This is a genomic window from Geomicrobium sediminis (genome assembly GCF_016908595.1).
Taxonomy (GTDB): domain Bacteria; phylum Bacillota; class Bacilli; order Bacillales; family Marinococcaceae; genus Geomicrobium_A; species Geomicrobium_A sediminis.
Genome location: NZ_JAFBEC010000007.1, coordinates 155,120 through 173,801 on the forward strand (window position 1 = coordinate 155,120; position 18,682 = coordinate 173,801).

The 18,682-nt window shown below is 42.7% G+C and carries 21 protein-coding genes; all 21 read right to left on the reverse strand.

Annotated elements, in window-relative coordinates; all coding sequences use genetic code 11:
* Positions 1 to 57 precede the first annotated feature (57 nt).
* Complete coding sequence (gene trpA, locus JOD17_RS12690) at positions 58 to 858, reverse strand: tryptophan synthase subunit alpha (RefSeq protein WP_338028792.1); 801 nt, start codon at positions 856 to 858, stop codon at positions 58 to 60.
* Entirely contained in the window at positions 855 to 2,051 is a 1,197-nt protein-coding gene (trpB, locus tag JOD17_RS12695; RefSeq protein WP_204698214.1) for a tryptophan synthase subunit beta, read from the reverse strand. Before trpB ends, trpA begins: the two co-directional genes overlap by 4 nt.
* Complete coding sequence (locus JOD17_RS12700; RefSeq protein WP_204698215.1) at positions 2,026 to 2,685, reverse strand: phosphoribosylanthranilate isomerase; 660 nt, start codon at positions 2,683 to 2,685, stop codon at positions 2,026 to 2,028. Before JOD17_RS12700 ends, trpB begins: the two co-directional genes overlap by 26 nt.
* Entirely contained in the window at positions 2,669 to 3,451 is a 783-nt protein-coding gene (gene trpC, locus JOD17_RS12705; protein ID WP_204698217.1) for an indole-3-glycerol phosphate synthase TrpC, read from the reverse strand. The genes JOD17_RS12700 and trpC overlap by 17 nt, the downstream gene beginning before the upstream one ends.
* Positions 3,444 to 4,463: an anthranilate phosphoribosyltransferase gene (gene trpD / locus JOD17_RS12710; protein ID WP_204698219.1), complete on the reverse strand. Its 1,020-nt coding sequence runs from the start codon at positions 4,461 to 4,463 to the stop codon at positions 3,444 to 3,446. Before trpD ends, trpC begins: the two co-directional genes overlap by 8 nt.
* A complete protein-coding gene (gene trpE, locus JOD17_RS12715) occupies positions 4,456 to 5,952 on the reverse strand; it encodes an anthranilate synthase component I (protein ID WP_204698221.1) in 1,497 nt (498 codons plus the stop codon). Before trpE ends, trpD begins: the two co-directional genes overlap by 8 nt.
* Positions 5,953 to 6,197: 245 nt before the next feature.
* Positions 6,198 to 6,569, reverse strand: coding sequence for a chorismate mutase (gene aroH / locus JOD17_RS12720; RefSeq protein ID WP_204698354.1), 372 nt, complete (start codon positions 6,567 to 6,569; stop codon positions 6,198 to 6,200).
* Positions 6,569 to 7,648, reverse strand: coding sequence for a 3-dehydroquinate synthase (gene aroB, locus JOD17_RS12725; RefSeq protein WP_204698224.1), 1,080 nt, complete (start codon positions 7,646 to 7,648; stop codon positions 6,569 to 6,571). Before aroB ends, aroH begins: the two co-directional genes overlap by 1 nt.
* Positions 7,648 to 8,820 carry a chorismate synthase gene (gene aroC / locus JOD17_RS12730; protein ID WP_042359181.1) on the reverse strand — a complete coding sequence of 391 codons (1,173 nt, stop codon included), beginning with the start codon at positions 8,818 to 8,820 and terminating at the stop codon, positions 7,648 to 7,650. The genes aroB and aroC overlap by 1 nt, the downstream gene beginning before the upstream one ends.
* 71 nt (positions 8,821 to 8,891) lie before the next feature.
* On the reverse strand, positions 8,892 to 9,680 hold the full coding sequence (locus JOD17_RS12735; RefSeq protein WP_204698227.1) for a CheR family methyltransferase: 789 nt from the start codon (positions 9,678 to 9,680) through the stop codon (positions 8,892 to 8,894).
* Between the two features lie 53 nt (positions 9,681 to 9,733).
* A complete protein-coding gene (gene ndk / locus JOD17_RS12740) occupies positions 9,734 to 10,135 on the reverse strand; it encodes a nucleoside-diphosphate kinase (protein WP_042413831.1) in 402 nt (133 codons plus the stop codon).
* Positions 10,136 to 10,227: 92 nt separating this feature from the next.
* The gene (gene hepT / locus JOD17_RS12745; RefSeq protein ID WP_204698230.1) at positions 10,228 to 11,199 is read right to left on the reverse strand and encodes a heptaprenyl diphosphate synthase component II; all 972 of its coding nucleotides are present in this window, start codon (positions 11,197 to 11,199) and stop codon (positions 10,228 to 10,230) included.
* A gap of 16 nt (positions 11,200 to 11,215) precedes the next feature.
* Positions 11,216 to 12,073 carry a menaquinone biosynthesis protein gene (locus JOD17_RS12750; RefSeq protein ID WP_204698234.1) on the reverse strand — a complete coding sequence of 286 codons (858 nt, stop codon included), beginning with the start codon at positions 12,071 to 12,073 and terminating at the stop codon, positions 11,216 to 11,218.
* A complete protein-coding gene (locus tag JOD17_RS12755; RefSeq protein WP_204698237.1) occupies positions 12,070 to 12,672 on the reverse strand; it encodes a UbiX family flavin prenyltransferase in 603 nt (200 codons plus the stop codon). Before JOD17_RS12755 ends, JOD17_RS12750 begins: the two co-directional genes overlap by 4 nt.
* Complete coding sequence (locus JOD17_RS12760) at positions 12,669 to 13,532, reverse strand: UbiA-like polyprenyltransferase (protein ID WP_204698240.1); 864 nt, start codon at positions 13,530 to 13,532, stop codon at positions 12,669 to 12,671. The genes JOD17_RS12755 and JOD17_RS12760 overlap by 4 nt, the downstream gene beginning before the upstream one ends.
* Positions 13,529 to 14,254 carry a demethylmenaquinone methyltransferase gene (locus tag JOD17_RS12765; RefSeq protein ID WP_204698242.1) on the reverse strand — a complete coding sequence of 242 codons (726 nt, stop codon included), beginning with the start codon at positions 14,252 to 14,254 and terminating at the stop codon, positions 13,529 to 13,531. The genes JOD17_RS12760 and JOD17_RS12765 overlap by 4 nt, the downstream gene beginning before the upstream one ends.
* Before the next feature lie 29 nt (positions 14,255 to 14,283).
* Positions 14,284 to 15,063 (reverse strand): heptaprenyl diphosphate synthase component 1, encoded by a 780-nt coding sequence (locus JOD17_RS12770; RefSeq protein ID WP_204698244.1) that lies wholly within the window; start codon positions 15,061 to 15,063, stop codon positions 14,284 to 14,286.
* A 109-nt stretch (positions 15,064 to 15,172) separates the two neighbouring features.
* The gene (gene mtrB, locus JOD17_RS12775) at positions 15,173 to 15,394 is read right to left on the reverse strand and encodes a trp RNA-binding attenuation protein MtrB (RefSeq protein WP_042359171.1); all 222 of its coding nucleotides are present in this window, start codon (positions 15,392 to 15,394) and stop codon (positions 15,173 to 15,175) included.
* A gap of 13 nt (positions 15,395 to 15,407) precedes the next feature.
* Positions 15,408 to 15,974, reverse strand: a complete 567-nt coding sequence (gene folE, locus JOD17_RS12780) for a GTP cyclohydrolase I FolE (protein WP_204698246.1) — start codon at positions 15,972 to 15,974, stop codon at positions 15,408 to 15,410.
* A 309-nt stretch (positions 15,975 to 16,283) separates the two neighbouring features.
* On the reverse strand, positions 16,284 to 17,765 hold the full coding sequence (gene spoIVA / locus JOD17_RS12785) for a stage IV sporulation protein A (RefSeq protein WP_204698247.1): 1,482 nt from the start codon (positions 17,763 to 17,765) through the stop codon (positions 16,284 to 16,286).
* Positions 17,766 to 17,948: 183 nt separating this feature from the next.
* On the reverse strand, positions 17,949 to 18,677 hold the full coding sequence (locus tag JOD17_RS12790; RefSeq protein WP_204698248.1) for a hypothetical protein: 729 nt from the start codon (positions 18,675 to 18,677) through the stop codon (positions 17,949 to 17,951).
* Positions 18,678 to 18,682 lie beyond the last annotated feature (5 nt).

The window sequence follows — 18,682 nt, forward strand, 5'->3', positions numbered from 1 at the left end:
GTACCTAAGAATTAAAAAGTGAGAAGAAATTCTCCTCACTTTTGTATTTGTTCTATTTTACGATGAAACGAGCGATTGAACAAATGTTTTTATTTGTAAAAGCGCTTTTGATCGTTGATTAGGATCACGTAACATCGTTTCATATTTTTCAATTTCCTTAACTATTCTCGAACCGACAACCGCTCCGTACCCTTGTGTATGCAAGCGAGCGACATGTTCTCGTTTAGAAACACCAAATCCAACTGCAAGGGGCACGCTACTTGACTCGCTTGCGGCTGTAATAAACGTATCTAGCCTATGATCGAACTCTTCTCGTACTCCCGTGACTCCTAAGCTCGAAACACAGTACAAAAAGCCTTGTGCTTCTTTAGCGATCCGTTTGACACGTTCATTCGATGTTGGAGCGACGAGTGAAATCAAGACATTGCCATATTCATTGCACGTTTTCTTCATCTCATCATTTTCTTCATATGGAAGGTCAGGGACGAGCCAACCGTCGACTCCTGCCTCACTCGCGGCTTTCACTGCGTCGTGTAGGCCATACTTTAAAATTGGATTAACGTAACAAAACAATACGATTGGAATTCGGATTCCCGCTGCTCGGATTTGCCGTACTGTATCAATGACTGTCTGCAACGACGTGCCTTCTTGTAAGGAACGATTGGCAGCAGCTTGAATGACAGGACCGTCCGCTAATGGATCTGAATAAGGTACACCTAATTCGAGAATATGGGCACCTGACTCTTCAAGCACTCGGGCGAGATCAATCGTCACTTCTATCGTAGGGTCACCTGCAACGATATAGGGGATAAACAATTGGTTATTGGTGTTCGCTGCTGCCTCAACTCGGTTCATCATGACTCTCCCCCTTTATCATCACTCAATACGCCACGAATCGTATCAACGTCTTTGTCTCCACGACCTGATAAACAAATAAGAACAGATTGATCACTCGTCATCGTACTTGCTGTCTTCAACGCTAACGCAACGGCGTGCGCACTTTCAATAGCTGGTAAGATCCCCTCTGTTTGCGTTAACTTCACTAACGCATCAATCGCTTCAGCATCGGTAATCGCTTCGTAGTGTACCCGCTCTTCATCTTTCAAGTAAGCGTGCTCAGGACCGATGCCTGGATAATCTAAGCCGGCAGAGATGGAATACGGTTCTATAATTTGACCGTGTTCATCTTGAATCAAATACGTTAACGACCCATGGATGACCCCACGATCACCTTTTGATAGTGTTGCCGCATGTTCAGGCGTTTCAATTCCTTTTCCTCCAGCTTCAGCACCATACAACTGAACAGTAGGTTCATCAAGAAAACTTGTAAACATACCAATTGCATTGCTACCTCCACCGACACACGCAACGACGGCATCTGGTAATTGTTCCATTTGTCGTTTCGCTTCGTCACCAATTACCCGTTGAAATTCTCGAACCATGTAAGGATACGGGTGTGGTCCAACGACCGAGCCGATTAAATACATCGTGTCATCAACGTGAGACACCCAATAGCGAATGGCTTCGTTCGTTGCATCTTTTAGCGTCTTTGATCCGCTTGTTGCTGGAACGACTTCTGCTCCTAGCAATTCCATACGAAAGACATTAAGCTTTTGACGCTCCATGTCTTTCTCACCCATAAAAATCTTGCACTCAAGGCCATATTTCGCAGCGACAGTTGCTGTAGCCACACCGTGCTGACCAGCTCCAGTTTCTGCGACGATCTTTGTTTTGCCCATTCGCTTTGCGAGTAGCGCTTGTCCGATGGCATTGTTAATTTTGTGCGCACCAGTGTGGAGCAAATCTTCACGCTTCAAATAAATCTTCGCGCCTCCAACTGTTTCTGAAAGTCGTTTCGCATACGTTAGAGGCGTTTCTCGTCCTGCATATTCTTTTAAAACTTCTTCATATTCTGCTAAAAAAGCGTCATCTACAAGCGCTTCTTTAAGACCTGCTTCTAGTTCTTCAAGAGCTGCCATCACTGTTTCTGGAACGTACTTCCCCCCGAAGGGGCCGTATCTTCCTTTATGATCCGGATAAGACTGTTGCATAATCTCCCACCTGCCTCATGATGCTTTTCATTTTTATATCGTCTTTTTTACCTTCAGTTTCAATACCACTCGACACGTCGATGCCATCTGGTTGCATTTCTAGCAATTGTTGTACGTTGTGTTCATGAACACCACCTGCGATATACAGTGGTACATTTAATTGTTTTGCAAAGTGAATATACGTGGGTGCCTTTTTCCAATCAAACGTTTGCCCAGTACCACCTCGCTCGGTTTTCGTGCCTGCATCTACGATAAAACCATCAACAACAGGCGCATACGCACTCATTAAATCAAGTGTATTCCGATCGTGACGAAGTGCTTTTACGACATGTTTCTCTGTTTTTTTCTGAATGTCTTTAATGAAACTTACAGTTTCTTCACCGTGAAATTGCAAAACATCAAAATCAACCGTTTCAAGTAGCTCATGAACGTCTTCCTCTTTAGGGTTCACAAGCACTGCGAACGTTTCACAAAAGGCGTACGGGCCGTCTTTCATCCATTCAGCAACGTCTATCGCTTGCACTTGACGTTTGCTGTTTGCAAACACAAATCCTAATCCATTCGCACCGGACAAATAAGCATTTTTCACATCTTCACTCGAGCGTAACCCGCAATATTTAACGTAAGTTTGCATGAATGGCACCTTCTTTTAATTGAGGGATTGTCTCTGTTGGTGAACCGTTCGTGACGAGATGCTCACCGACTAACATTGCATCTGCACCTGCTTGCACAACTTGCTCTACATCTTGCTTTTTATGAATACCGCTCTCACTAACAACGAAACATTCTTTCGGAATATGTTTGACTAACTGCTCTGTTACGTCCAGTGATGTTTGAAATGTCTTCAAATCACGGTTGTTAACACCAAGTAAACGAGGACTGCTATAGGCCAACACTTCCTCTAGTTCTTCCAAATTATGAACCTCAACTAAAACGTCAAGTCCGAGGTCAGTTGCAATTTTCGTATACGCTTCAATTTGTTTGCCATCTAAGACCGCTGCAATTAATAAAATCGCATCGGCCCCAATCGAAGCACTTTCAAAGATTTGCCGCTCATCGATGATGAAGTCTTTTCGAAGAACAGGAATGTTCGTGACCGCTTTTACGACTTGTAAGTCTTGATTTGTCCCTTTAAAAAAAGGCGTGTCTGTTAATACCGAAATTGTATCTGCCCCACCTGATTCATACAGCTTTGCTTGAGACAAAATGTCCATTCCTAATGCTAAATCACCTTTGGAAGGAGACGCACGTTTTATTTCAGCAATTAAACCGACACCCGTCTGTTCCTTACCGTCTTTTAACGCTTGATAAAATCCACGTGTCGGTTTTTCTTGCCGTTCAAATTGTGCGGGTAGCGTTTTTATCAGTTCACGTTTCTTTGCGATAATTTGTTCAAGCATGTGCTTTCTCCTCCTCACGTAATTGTTGTAATTGAGCGAGTGCTGATTTACTATTTATCGCTTCATTTGCAATCGATACACCTTCTTGTATGCTTTTCGCTTCACCCGTTACGTAAAGTCCTGCAGCCATATTTAAAACGAGAATGTCGTGTGCTCCGGTTGTTGACGTGCCGTCAAAGATGCTTTGAATGATCTGTGCACTATCATTGATTGTTTTTGCTTCAATCGCTTCTAAAGATGCACGCTTCAACCCGAACATTTCAGGTGTTGCAGTATAAGACGTAATGTTCCCCTCATTTAACTCAGTGACATAGGTAGCACCTGTGATCGTCATTTCATCCATACCGTCTTCACCGGTTACAAACAATGCCCGTTTCGTACCGAGTCGCTTTAGTACGTGAGCCATTTTCTTTCCGTATTCAGCGTCCCATACACCGACAACTTGATAGTTTGCACGTGCTGGATTCGTTAACGGACCTAATACATTAAATACGGTACGAAACCCGAGATTCTTGCGGATCGGCGCAACATGTTTCATTGCCGTATGAAATAAAGGTGCGAACAAAAATACGAGCTGTTGTGTTGCAAGAATTTGTTTTGCTTCGCTGTGATCATTGGCAATTGGGACGTTTAATTTCTCAAGCACATCCGCACTGCCGCTTTTCGATGAAACGAATCGGTTGCCGTGTTTGGCTACTTGAATACCACACGCACTAAGTCCAATCGCAGCCGCGGTTGAAATGTTAAACGTAGAATGGCCGTCTCCACCCGTCCCACACGTATCAAGGACGTTGTGTGTTCCTAAATCTACGTGTTTGCTTAAATCTCTCATCGCTTTCGCAAACCCTGTTAGTTCTTCAACCGTTTCACCACGTAAACGCATCATTGTTAGTAAGCTAGCGACTTGAGTTGGCTCTGCTTCTCCACCCATCACCTCTTGCATCACTGCTTCTGCCTCGAGCTCTGATAACGTTTCGCCTTCAATCATTTTATTTAGCATACGTTTAATCACCGGTGATCGCCCCTTTTTCCAACATCGTCTCCGCAGTTTGAATCGCGCTGAATAAAGCTGATGCTTTGTTGATCGACTCTTCATATTCCTCTTCAGGAACGGAGTCAGCAACAACACCGGCACCCGCTTGGACAGTTGCCACTCCCTCTTCAAAAACAACCGTTCGAATCGCAATGCAAGAATCGATTTCTTCGTTGTAGCTCATGTACAAGATTCCGCCTGCATAGAGCCCTCGGTTCGTTGGCTCTAACTCATTTAAAATTTCCATTGCCCTTACTTTCGGAGCACCAGACAACGTGCCAGCAGGATAGCCTGCAATGAGTGCCTCCATTGGATGAATGTCGTTACGTAACTTCCCTTTAACGATTGAAACTAAGTGCATCACATGAGAGTACACTCCGACTTCCATCATCTTCGGCACGTGGACACTGCCAAATTGAGCGACACGTCCGACATCATTGCGAGCGAGATCAATCAGCATTTGATGTTCGGCACGTTCTTTCTCAGATTTGAGCATTTCTAGTTTCAAAGCATCATCTTGAGCTTCTGTTGCGCCTCTTTTTCTCGTTCCGGCAATCGGATGAATCTCTACTCCTTCTTTGCCTACTCCGACTAACTTCTCTGGGGAGCTACCGACGACGGTTTTAGTACCGAGGCGGATAAAAAATAGATAAGGAGAAGGATTCATCTGACGCAACACACGGTAAACGAGAAATGGTGAAATGTCGGTTTCATATTGGAATCTTTGTGAGATCACCGCTTGGAACACGTCACCTGCAACGATGTAATCTTTCACTTTGTTAACGGATGTTAGAAACTGCTCTTTCTCGAAGTTTGAAGAAATGGTTGACCAATTCGGTTTCACGCGTACGGGAAAATCAGGTTGGAAATCCGCTTCCTTCGGCTCACTCAGCTGTTTAACTAAACGCTCTATATACACATTCGCTTCTTCATAAAGCTCTTCTAATGAATCAGAATTGTCACTATCAACGTAATGAACAATCATTAATTCTGCTGTTTGATGGTCATACGCTAGAAGCGTTTGACAAAATAAAAAGTGAATCGGTTCATTCGCATCTGCTCGTTTTGCTGTTTTCTCAAAGTGGCCAATGCTGTCATACGGCAAGACGCCGACCGCACCGCCTGGAAAAGGTAAGTTGGTTTTTGTTGCTGGTGAAGGGTTTAAATAACGGAAAACATCTTTCCATACAGAAACAAAGTTGTCGCTACTCGAAATGACTTCATCATTACTTTGGAAATAAAACTGCTCTTCTTTTTCGATTAACTCGTAATTGACGTTTAATCCGACAAAGGAGAAGCGTGACCATTTCGATGTTTCTGCATTGCTTTCAAGAAGAAAAACCGCTTCTTCTTGAAATCGTTGAAAGATTTGGATAGGAGTAGTTGTGTCTGCGAACATTCGCTTCACAACAGGGACAAGACGATAACGGTCACATTCTTCTAGAAAATCCGTTAACGTACTATTCATTTGGCTGCACCTCTCTTAGAGAAGTGTCGGAGGGGTTTGAAAAAACAAGAGGGGAAAAAAGAAAAAACTCATCCAATCAAATCGACGGATGAGCAGCATTTAATCATCATCTACCTCTGCTCTACTCAACTAAACTCCGCTCAACTCTTCTCGGCTCTTTGATAAAACATTATGCGTCTCTACGCATTCTCAACTAAAACTCAATCTAAACTTAGTACCTAGCGTATGTGTTTCATACATTTTTGTCAATCTTTTTGTGCTAAATCAGGGCGGAGTTGAATCGCTTCATTATGAAACACGTGAACGATTTCACTCGCAGGAACGTCCGTATTCACAGTCATCATAATGCGAATGCAACGCTTTAACCCGCTTGGCACGGGAATTTCAGTCGCACACATAACCGGGACATATTTCCACTCTTCACTTTCAAGCATACGTGTTGCTTTTGCTGGAAACGCTGCATTGATCTCTTCGGTAACTGTAAACCAAATGTGAGCAACATCGCTTGGCAACACATTATTTTCAGTCACCATTTCTTCTAGACACTTTCTCGTCTCTTCCCAAATGCTCTCTGCATCATTTTCCTTTACGGTCGTAGCTCCGCGAATTCCTCTCATCACGAAAAATGCTCCCCTTTGAATTGATTTAAGTAGGTTTCAAACTCTTCTTTCGCTAACAAAATAACACTCGGTTTTTGAGGTTCTACCAAGATCACGTCGGCAATTTGAGAATCTGTATTTTTCTTATCGGTTAACATCGATTCAATCATGAGCCTAACGTCCATCGTTTTCAGGGGCAAAAATGAGTAACCTAGCTTTTGAAACTGATCCAACTCATCTTCCATATGAATTGGCAGTGATGGATAAAGACGTTTTGACAAGTACAATGAAAAAGCCATACCATTCACGACTGCTTCACCGTGTGTTAATGCGCCATATCCACTCACCTGTTCGAGTGCATGAGCAATGGTGTGACCAAAGTTCAAATGCGCACGGACGCCTTTTTCACGCTCGTCAGCTTCAACAATCTTCGCCTTTACAGCAATGCTTTTACGAAGCACACTTGCAGTGATGTTCGTAACACCTGTGTTTTGCACATGATCAAGTAGTTCTTGATCCCCGATATAACCATGCTTTAATACTTCACCAAAGCCTGATAACCACTCTCGCTTCGGTAACGATTCAAGTAATGACAAATCATAAATAACAGCATCTGGCTGATGGAATGCACCGATCAGATTCTTTCCGAGAGGATGATTGATTCCTGTTTTGCCGCCAACACTGCTGTCGTGTGCTAAAAGCGTCGTAGGCATTTGCACAAATGAAATTCCACGCATATACGTACTCGCAAGAAAACCAGCAAGATCGCCGACTACTCCCCCACCTAGCGCAATGACTACGCTACTCCGTTCTAGTTTTGCTTCAAGCATGGCGGTCATCGCTTGACTATACATCTCGAAACTTTTCGAAGCTTCTCCAGCAGGAATCACAAATGTTCCGACAATCTGATGTACCGTAAGGTTTCTTTTTAATTGATCGAGATATAAGGGAGCGACCGTCGTGTCAGTAATGACAAACAGCCGCTTCTTTTGTGACCCATAAATACGTTCTAAAATCGGTTCAGCTTCTTGTAAAAGCTGTTCACCTAGAAAAATTGGATAGCTTTGGTGCGTCGTCTTTATCGTGAGCATTTCCATTAGAAACGGCTCGCTTCTTCAATGTGTGCATCTATTTGTTCTTTCAAGCGATCAAACCGGTCGGCACTAAACATTTCTAATAGACTGTTTGCTAATTCAAACGCCACGACATTTTCGCAAACGACCGCCGCTGCTGGAACTGCACAACTATCTGAACGCTCAATTGACGCTTCAAACGTTTCTTTAGAGTCGATATCGACACTTTTTAATGGTTTGTAAAGTGTTGGAATTGGTTTCATCACACCGTTAATCACAATCGGCATTCCCGTCGTCATTCCACCTTCAAAACCACCGAGACGATTCGTCGAACGCTTATAGCCTTCATCCTCATTCCAGTAAATCTCATCGTGCACTTGGCTACCTGGTAAGTTGGCCGCTTCAAAGCCAATCCCTACTTCGACTCCTTTAAACGCGTTAATGCTCATTACAGCTCCGGCAATTTTACCATCAAGCTTGCGATCGTAATGTACATGACTACCAACACCTTGTGGCATACCCGTTGCAACGACTTGTACAACGCCGCCGATCGAATCACCATTTTTCTTCGCTTCATCAATCGCTGTCTTCATTTGTTCAGAAGCTTCTTCATCAATACAACGAACTGCTGAAGCTTCTGCACGCTCGATGAGTTCATCAATGGATTGATACGTTCCACTCGCCTTCACACCACCGATGTTTACAACATGAACGCCAACCGTAATGCCAAGCTCTTTAAGAAGCTTTTTAGCAACACTACCAACCGCCACGCGCATCGTCGTTTCACGAGCTGAAGAACGCTCAAGAATGTTTCTCATATCACGATGATTGTATTTAATTGCACCGTTTAGATCCGCATGCCCAGGTCTTGGGCGCGTAATCGTTTTCGTTTGCACACGGTGCTCATCTTCTGCTTTTAAAGGTTCTGCACTCATTACTTGTTCCCAATGGACGTAATCGTCATTGGTGACTGTGAGTGCAATTGGAGCTCCTGTTGTCATGCCGTGACGCACACCGCTTGTGATCGTTACTAAATCCTTTTCGATCTTCATTCTTCTTCCACGACCATGACCGCCTTGACGTCGTTTCAATTCAACGTTAATGTCTTCTTGTGTTAGCGGCAAGTGTGCTGGTACACCTTCAATAATCGTTGTCAATCCAGGTCCGTGTGACTCTCCAGCTGTTAAAAAGCGCATTTTCCTACCCCCGTTACGTTCGCACATTCTTTTTCTTTAATGCTTTTATGTATTAAATTATAGCATAGCGATTATTGCTCGTGAAGTGGTGTTTTCCGATAGATAAATGAACCGTATGTTTCTAAACCATAGCGCTCTGGCGAAAATATCTGCTCTGTACTACCAACGAACAGAAACCCTCCGTCTGTTAACGATGACACAAAACGTTTTAGAATGCGATCTTTTGCCTCTTCAGTGAAATAGATCAAGACATTTCGGCAAGTGATTAAGTGTACGCCCTTCATATACCGATCATTTAGAAGATCGTGCTTTGAAAACGTGACCGACTTACGATAACGGTCTTTGACCGTATAATTGTCACCCTCATTATTAAAATACTCTGTCACTTCATGGGGCAACAGCTCGCGTAGCGATTTAGACGAATAGGTCGCACGTTTTGCTTTTAACAAAACTAACTCATCAATATCTGTTGCTATAATCTTTATATCTCGTTTAGGTTGGTCACTGAAAAGTGTACGTAACGTGTACGCTTCTTCACCAGTAGAACAGGCTGCACTCCAAATGGTTAACGCTTCGTTTTGAGCTACTAATTCAGGCAATACTAGGCGGCGAAGATCCATCCAGCGTTCGCGATTTCGGTAAAATTCAGATACGTTAATGGTTATCCGATCAATGAAACGTTTCTCCATCTCACCGTCCACAGTTAATCCTAACATAAAGAAATCCTCATACGATAAAAACCCATACCGCTCATAAAATGAACGAGTTCTTCTCATCATTTGTTTTTGTTTGTACAAAGACAAATCAATTCCGTACTTATGATGTACACGTTTTACAAAGACGTTGTAATCTTCATGCATGAAGGTCTCCTTATAGTAAAAACCGGCCAACGTTAATTGACCGGTTTACTTCTTTATTTACCGAAGAATAGTGAAATCTCACGCTCAGCGCTCTCAGGAGAGTCAGAACCGTGAATTACGTTTTGACCAAGGTTTGTTGCGAAGTCTCCGCGAATTGTTCCTGGAGCTGCATCTTTCGGGTTTGTTGAACCCATCATCGTACGAGCGTTAGAGATCACGTTCTCGCCTTCCCAGATCATTGCGAATGCAGGACCAGAAGTAATGAAGTCAACAAGCTCACCGAAGAAAGGCTTGTCGCTATGCTCACCGTAATGAGCTTCAGCAGTTTCTTTAGGGATTGTCATTAGTTTTGCTTCTTTAAGCGTGTAACCACGCGCTTCAAAACGGCTTACAATTTCTCCGATTAACTGACGTTTTACGCCGTCAGGTTTTACCATAATAAATGATTGTTCCATGTACAGTGCACTCCTCTATTGTTCGATCTCGTAAAAGTCGGGTAAACTACCCGCATTATAGTATATCATCTCTTTAAAAGAGTTTAAACCTATTAAAAATGTCTTGTCCCGATATACGTCGCAATTTCAGACAATGATTTAACCGCTGGAATTTGTGGCAACGTATCAAGCGTTTCGTAAGCCTTCTTTAAATAGCGTTCACTAAGTGCTTTAGAGTACTCAATCCCGCCACTCTCTTTGATCACTTGAAGAAGTTCAGTGAGTTCTTCTTGATTAGGAAGCTCTCCTTGGAACGCTAATTCAATCTTCGCTTTGATCTCTGGATTATGGTGCATCGCGTACAATGCTGGTAACGTTACGTTCCCTTGCAAAAGATCGCCGCCTGCAGGCTTCCCTAATTCTTCTTCTGTCCCTGTAAAATCAAGAACATCATCAATAATTTGATACGCCATGCCTACTTGATAGCCGTAGCGATAGAGCGCACGTTGTTCTTCGCGACTTGCACCAACTGCCATTGCTCCAAGTTCGCAGCTGCCTGCAATAAGCAATGCCGTTTTCCGTTTAATACGTCTAAAGTACGTTTTAATGTCTTGGTCCCAAACGTATTGATAACGAATTTGTTCAATTTCCCCGATGACCATTTCATGAATAACTTTAGACATCGCTTGATGAATTCGCTCATCATCAAAAAACGTCGCACTTTCAACCGCTTTCGCAAATATGTAGTCTCCTGTATACATCGCTACGCGATTATCGTACTTCGCTTTAACCGTCTCTTGTCCGCGGCGAAGTTCCGCATCATCAATCACATCATCATGCACGAGAGAAGCCATATGAATGAGCTCAAGTGATACTCCGATGTGCTTTAAGCGATGAATATCATAGTCTCCGAACTTCCCAGCTAAAAGAACAAATACGGGTCGAATTCGTTTACCGCCTGCTTGTAAAAGTTGTAACGTTGCATCCTTTAGAACAGGGTGGGCATTGGAAACCGCAGTTGCCATCTCTTGTTCGATTTTATGAATGTCAGCACGTAAATACATATATAGGTCTGCTAGTTTCATGACCATCTAGTCCCCTTCAAGTAATAGAGTGAATGCCGGTTTTAATGTCCCATACATTCAAATGATCGATTTTTTGATCTAAAAAGCCTTCTTCGTGCAGCAATTGGTAAAAGTAAAGCAATCCTCGTTGGTCTTCTTCTAAGAAGTGATAACGTAAGTTTGTAAAATATTGCTGCCAAAAACGTTCTGTTCCACCGTAATCGTTTGTCACCGTTTTTGCAAGCTCAGCATAATGGTCTTTTTCATTCTTATGTCGGCTTTCTTTCCATTCGGTATAGAGTTCATGCATACCATTTGGTTCGTCTAGCAATTTCTCTTTACGCATTGCAAACACTGCAAACGTCATCGGCCAGTCCGTAAATGCTGTCCAACGTTCTGCTAAATCATAAACATAAAACGAATCCCCGTGGTGACGCTTTGCCTCAATTGCATCATCACCAATTAACAGACACGCATCAAAAGAAGCCATCATGTCGCCAAACACGGGTGGTACCGTTTCATATCGAACATTTTCATGCTTATAAAAACGTTTTAATAACAATTTCAAAAGATTAATCGACGTCGCTGAACTATGCGTTAACGCCACATTACACCCGTTTAATTCTTCAATTGGCTTCTTTGAAAATAGAAAAATTGAACGGACTTCGCCTTTTGCAGAAACTGCGAGATTCGGCATTAACACATATTGCTCGTGATTTTTTGCATAACTAAACGATGAAATGGCACCGACGTCAATCTCACCTTTGGCCATTGCATCATTCAACTTCGCTGGGATGCTTGGAATGAAAGACACTTGATGTTCTAGTTTTCCACGATTTAAATGATAGAAAAACGGGTGTACGTTCGTATAGAGAATCTCACCAACTGTAATCATGACATTTCTCCCCATCTTTTAAATAGTTCATGTTCTACATTCAAACGATCAAGAACTTTACCAACGACGAAATTAATCAAATCATCCATCGATTGTGGCTGATGATAAAACCCAGGCATCGCAGGAATAATTGCTGCTCCTAAATCAGAAAGTCGTTTCATATTCTCTAAGTGAATGCTATGAAGCGGTGTTTCTCTTGGTACGATGAGTAGAGGTCTTCCTTCTTTCAACGTGACATCTGCAGAACGCTCCAAGAGAGATCCGGAATTCCCGTGTGCCATTTTTGATAGCGTCCCCATTGAACACGGAACAACGATCATGCCGTCATGCTTGTATGAGCCACTTGCAATCGGTGCAGAAAAATCTTGTTTTCCATGAACTTGTAAATCTCCAGAAGGAAATAGCTTCTTCAAGCAAGCCTCTTTATCTGAAATATCAAGGCCAACTTCTTGGTCGAACACTTGCCAAGCGGCACTCGACATAAGGAAATGAATTCGATGTCCTTCCTCTAACAACGTCTGAACGAGGCGAATTCCATAAATGGCTCCGCTTGCTCCTGTCATTGCGACTGCAAACGTGCGCTGATCTTTGTTCGTCATAACATAAAATCTCCAATCGTAAAGGCGAGCATGAGCATGCTAATAATGCCATTCATCGTAAAGAACGCGACATTCACCTTCGATAAATCGTTATGAGACACTAAACTATGCTCATAAATCATAATTCCAGCACAAATCATTGCGCCGAGGAAGAAGATCCATCCAAGTGGCGATGTTAATGATAAGAGAACGAGTGCGACGATACTAATTACGTGACTCCCTCTTGCAATCATTAATGCTTTTTTGATTCCAAAACGAGCGGGGACAGAATGCAATCCGTTTTTGCGATCATAATCTGCATCTTGTGTCGCATAAATAATATCAAACCCTGCAGTCCAAAACATCACAACTAAGAACAAAAGAATTGCAACCGGACTAATCGTTCCCGTTGCACCGACCCACCCTCCAAGAGGAGCCAGTGCAATTGTCATTCCGAGAATAAAGTGACATGCCCACGTAAACCGCTTCGTATAGGAATACAAGACAAGAAAGAAAACGGCAAGTGGCAGTAAATACACCGCGAGCATATTTAACTGGAACGCTGCGATAAAGAGCATCGCAAACGAAACGACGATAAATATAGTCACTTCAGTATACGAAAGTAATCCTGCCGGTATGGCCCTGTCCTTCGTTCTTGGATTTCGTTTGTCAATGACAGCATCAATCACACGGTTCAAACTCATCGCTGCACTTCTTGCACCGACCATCGCAACTGTAATCCAAATCCATTGCCACAGTGTAGGCCAAGCCCCGTTTTCAACGAAACTTCCTAAAATCGCTCCTAAAAAGGCAAAAGGAAGTGCGAAAACGGTATGTTCAAACTTGATCATCTCAAGAATAACCTTAAGTTTCCTCATCATACAGTTTCCCCTTGTTCTGATGGTTTAAAACCCCAGTGTCCCGCTGCCGCACCACCAGCATAGCTTTTAAAGTTCACATCAATAAACCCTTCGTCTAAAAACCATGTGGAAAGAACATCTTTCTTTGGAAACGTTGTCGTAGAATCATGCAACCACTGATATTCCTCTTTACTCTTTGCGAAAAATTTACCAAGTCGTGGCATCACTTGTTTAAAGTACACCGAATAAAACGGACGGAAGAATGGATTTTCTGGATGCGATGTCTCTAGACAGACGACTTGTCCCCCTGGTTTTAATACACGGTACATCTCTTGAATCGCAACCTGCGGATCAGGTACGTTTCTTAAGCCAAACCCAATCGTCACAACGTGAAAGGAGTTGTCCTCAAACGGTAACTCCATTGCATTCCCATGAACGAGTTCCACGTTCTCTAAACCGTGGGTTTTCACTTTTTCTTTTCCGACCTCTAACATGTTTTTGCTAAAGTCAAGGCCCGTGACTTGTCCTTTGCCTTCCAGTTCCTCTGAAATTGCGATTGTCCAATCGGCTGTTCCACAACAAACGTCCAACACTTTGCCTTCTACCGGAATTGACATTTTTCCCATAATATCTTTACGCCAAGATTTGTGCATGTTTAAACTAATAACACCATTCATCTTGTCGTATTGTGTTGAAATCGACTCAAACACTTCGTGAACGTGTTTTTCTTTCGCATTCACCACGTAGGTTTCCCCTTCCCATTTAAAGCGCTTTACTTATTCACAAGTTCCATAAATCGTTTTTTCAATTGCGTTGAGAGTGCTGCTTCATTGTCTTGATACGAAGCGAGCAGTCGATCTTTCACATTGGCTGCTACGACTTCTAAATTAGATATCATTTCTTGAATGTAGTTCTCACGATCCCGATCTGTCGGCTCAATTGCAAAGAGTGGTGACAAGCGCGCAGAACCAAACGGCTCTTTATCTTGTTCTGCATGTTCTATTAAATCTAGCAATCGACGATAAGTTAAGAAGTGACCTGCAAAATCAGCAATCGAGCGTTGATTAAAATAGATGCCTACGTTTTGAATGAGAGTGGCTTCCATCGTCGTAATGAGTTCTTCTAATTCCTCTAAGTCTTTCCATCCGCGCTCATGTAGACGAATCTTCGCATTATTCGTCTTCTGAATCGACCTTGAGAACACACGAACGAGGCCTACATCACCAAGCTTTGAAAGCTCACTGTAATATAAGCTACTATACCAATCGCCTGCTAGTACGACGAGTTGCTTTTCTTTTTCACGTTGTTCGTTTTCATTATGTAAAGGTACATATTGATGAGTCGTAAGCGCAGCATCTACTAGTAAACCTGCTGTCACACGCTTAACTTCCTCTTCTTCTCGAAGATTGTCATCTTGAATGCTGTTAATTAGCAAATACGTCTTATCTTCATCAATAGAAACTCTCGTAATGTGATCGTGTAGATAACGGTGATCACTTAGCTTTAAAAAACGATCGTGTACGTAATCATATCGCTCATTTTCATTCATCATACGTCTCATCCTCTTCTTCCTTAGATGCAACCTCGCTGCTCAATTCATCGAAAAGCCAGCATGCAATCACGACCTCGACGCATACTGGCTGTTACAAGAACTTCAAAGCTTAGTTTCCTTCTGTGTACATCTCACCATGGCCCGTCTGAATGAAGGCTTTCCCTCTTATCTTAACGGCAGAGGTGTGTTCCGTAAACTGCCCGATCATCACTTCACCTTTATCCAGTTTTTCAGAATGATGAAACCGTGTCGTATTGCCTCTCGTTAAACCGATAACATTCACACCATCTTCTTCAGCACGAACTACAAAAAAATCATTCGATTGCCCCAAAAGTACCGCTCCTTTATCCTTTAATCAACGATAGTACTTCTTGTCTTGACGACTCATCGTTTGCAAAAACGCCACGTACTGCAGATGTTACCGTTGAACTTCCAGGCTTTTGTATTCCACGCATCGTCATACACATATGTTCTGCTTCAACAATTACCATGACACCGTGTGGCTCAAGTGTCTCAAGCATTGCGTCAGCAACCGTCGATGTAATTCTTTCTTGGAGTTGAGGTCTTCTCGTTACCGTTTCAACAACACGTGCTAGCTTACTTAGCCCAGTTACAGTTCCATTTTTAGGAATATAACCGACGTGTACTTTTCCGAAAAACGGCAATAAATGGTGCTCACACATACTATAGAAGGTAATATCTTTCACGAGAACGAGTTCTTCGTGTTCCTCTCCAAACACCGTCTGCAAATGTGTCGTTGGATCTTCATCTATACCACTAAACACTTCCTCGTACATGCGCGCAACGCGAGCAGGTGTATCTTTAATTCCTTCACGATCTGGATTGTCACCGATCGCTTCTAAAATATGACGGACCGCTGTTTCAATTTTATCTTTATCGAACTTTGTCATGTATTGGCCCCTCCTCGTCTTTAATCGCTAGAAATTTTAGCATAGGGCCTACTAGAAAGCAATTCCCTTTAGACTCTATTGTAACATCATCGCGTAAAAGAGCAAAAAAAATACCCCTTAAACATGACTAAAATCACAAATTGCGTAAACTCATCGTTCCCATTGACGTAATGCGATTAGAAAAACCACTTTCTTCCATATTATTACTGTTATAGAGAACATTAAATTATCGAACACAAAAAATAAAGAACCCCGCACTTCGGGATCCTTTATTCATCGGTATAGCAGATTCAGTAAAGTCGGTTGATTTTACAAGATGATGGCAATCAATCCACCAGAGCCTTCATTAATGATACGCTCTAACGTTTCTTTTAGTTTATAGCGTGCATTTTCCGGCATTAATGATAATTTCGCTTGAATTCCTTCGCGAACAATGGAGTTCAACGACCTTCCGAAAATATCTGAATTCCAGATGGAAAGTGGATTTTCTTCGAAATCTTGCATCAAGTAACGGATTAATTCTTCACTTTGTTTCTCTGTGCCGATAATTGGTGCGAATTCACTCTCGACATCGACTTTAATCATATGAATGGACGGTGCAACTGCCCGTAAGCGAACGCCGAACCTTGAACCTTGGCGAATGAGTTCAGGTTCATCTAAACTCATGTCCGTCGTTGCAGGTGCAGCAATACCGTAACCGGTTTGTTTTACCATTTTCAGTGCTTCTGACACTTGATCGTATTCTGATTTTGCATGTGAGAAATCTTGCATTAGTTGTAAGAGATGGTCTTTGCCTCGGATTTCAACACCAACGACTTCTTTTAGAATCTCATCATACAAGTCATCTGGTGCATAAAGATCAATATCCGCAATTCCTTGCCCCATCTCAATCCCAGCAAGCGATGCATTATCAATGAATTCGAAATCATCAGCGAAGTTCCCGACGACTCGATCAACATCACGTAACCGCTTAATGTCTTGAACGGTTTCTTTTACAGAACGCTCATAGTCTTTTCGAAGCCAATGGTCGTCTCTTAAAACCATTACCCAGCTCGGTAAATTTACATTCACTTCATGGACTGGGAATTCAAAAAGAACTTCTCTCAATACGCGATGGATATCATGTTCAGTCATGCTTTCCACACTCATTGATAACACAGGTACGTCATGCAATTGTTCAAGATTTGTTCGAAGTTGTTCCGTCTCAGCAGCATAAGGCCGTACGGAGTTTACAATTACGATAAACGGTTTACCCACTTCTTTTAACTCATCAATCACTCGCTCTTCAGCTTCCAAGTACTCGTGACGAGGCAACTCACCGATGCTTCCATCTGATGTGACGACAACACCGAGTGTTGAATGTTCTTGAATGACTTTTCTCGTTCCAATTTCAGCTGCTTCTTGGAATGGGATCGGTTCTTCATACCAAGGGGTGTTAATCATCCTCGGTCCATGCTCATCTTCATACCCTTTTGCTCCAGCAACTGCATACCCGACACAGTCTACGAGACGGATGTTGACGTCTAAGCCTTCATCCACGTGGAGTTCGACAGCAGTGTTTGGGACGAATTTTGGTTCTGTTGTCATAATCGTTTTACCAGCGGCACTTTGAGGCAATTCATCTTGTGTACGTGCGCGCTCGACTTCACTATCCATGTACGGAAGAACGACAAGTTCCATAAACTTTTTTATAAAGGTTGACTTACCTGTTCGTACGGCTCCGACAACCCCTAAGTAAATATCGCCTCCTGTACGTTCTGCGATATCTTTAAAGATATCCACTTTTTCCACGAGATCCCCTCCGTTCTAAAATTAACTCCACCGTTTCATAAATTCTGTGTCAAAACATTCTATGATGTTGTCCACCTCTTTATGACAGTCTTTGAAAAGGTGGCAGTTTAGTTTTAAAGAATAAACAAAAAACCTCTTCTTCTCTATATATAGATAGAGTGAAGAGGTTTAGAACTACTTTCATCAGTTGACATCGCCAATCATATTCGGTTCCCCATCTTCAATTGAGTAAGGAACAGAGTATACCGGAGCTACAGGAAATTCATCCGTTAATATGGAACGAATATCTTCTTCATCTTCTGGCTCGGCGTCATACTCTTGAAGCAGGCGATTAAGATCAATTGCGTAATCGATAATCGCACGACCTTCACGATCAACATAAATAGGTAAGTTCGTCGCAAAATATGGACTTTGAACCGTAGGTGGCTCATCTAGACCAAGCGCTTCATAATCAAGTTCGAACACACCCGGTGCAACCATCTCTTCGAGCGGCGGATAGCCGTGGGTTCTTGTATACTGATGAACCGTCCGTTCGAATTGATTGGCTTCATGCATGACAAGTACTGGAATGACACGAACTTCAGGCTCTTCTTCAACGTTAATTAACGTATAGTAGAAGTCGCCTCCATTTTCATAGGCACTTGCTGGGGCATCGTTCATAAATCCTGGAATTAACTGTGAAAAGTCGACGCGATACCGTTCATACAGCCCCGTATCGCTCTCGAAATTCTGTATAGGCGGCACACCACGTTGTTCTTGAAATTCGTCGACCGCTGCCTGAACAGACTGCAACTGTTCGTTATGTGGGAACCCGCGGGAACCTGTACCGTCACCTTGAACGTTTGATTGGCATCCAATAAGTAGGCATGCTAAAAAAACAACACTAAGCCACTTGAACTTACGTTGATTCAAAAAAC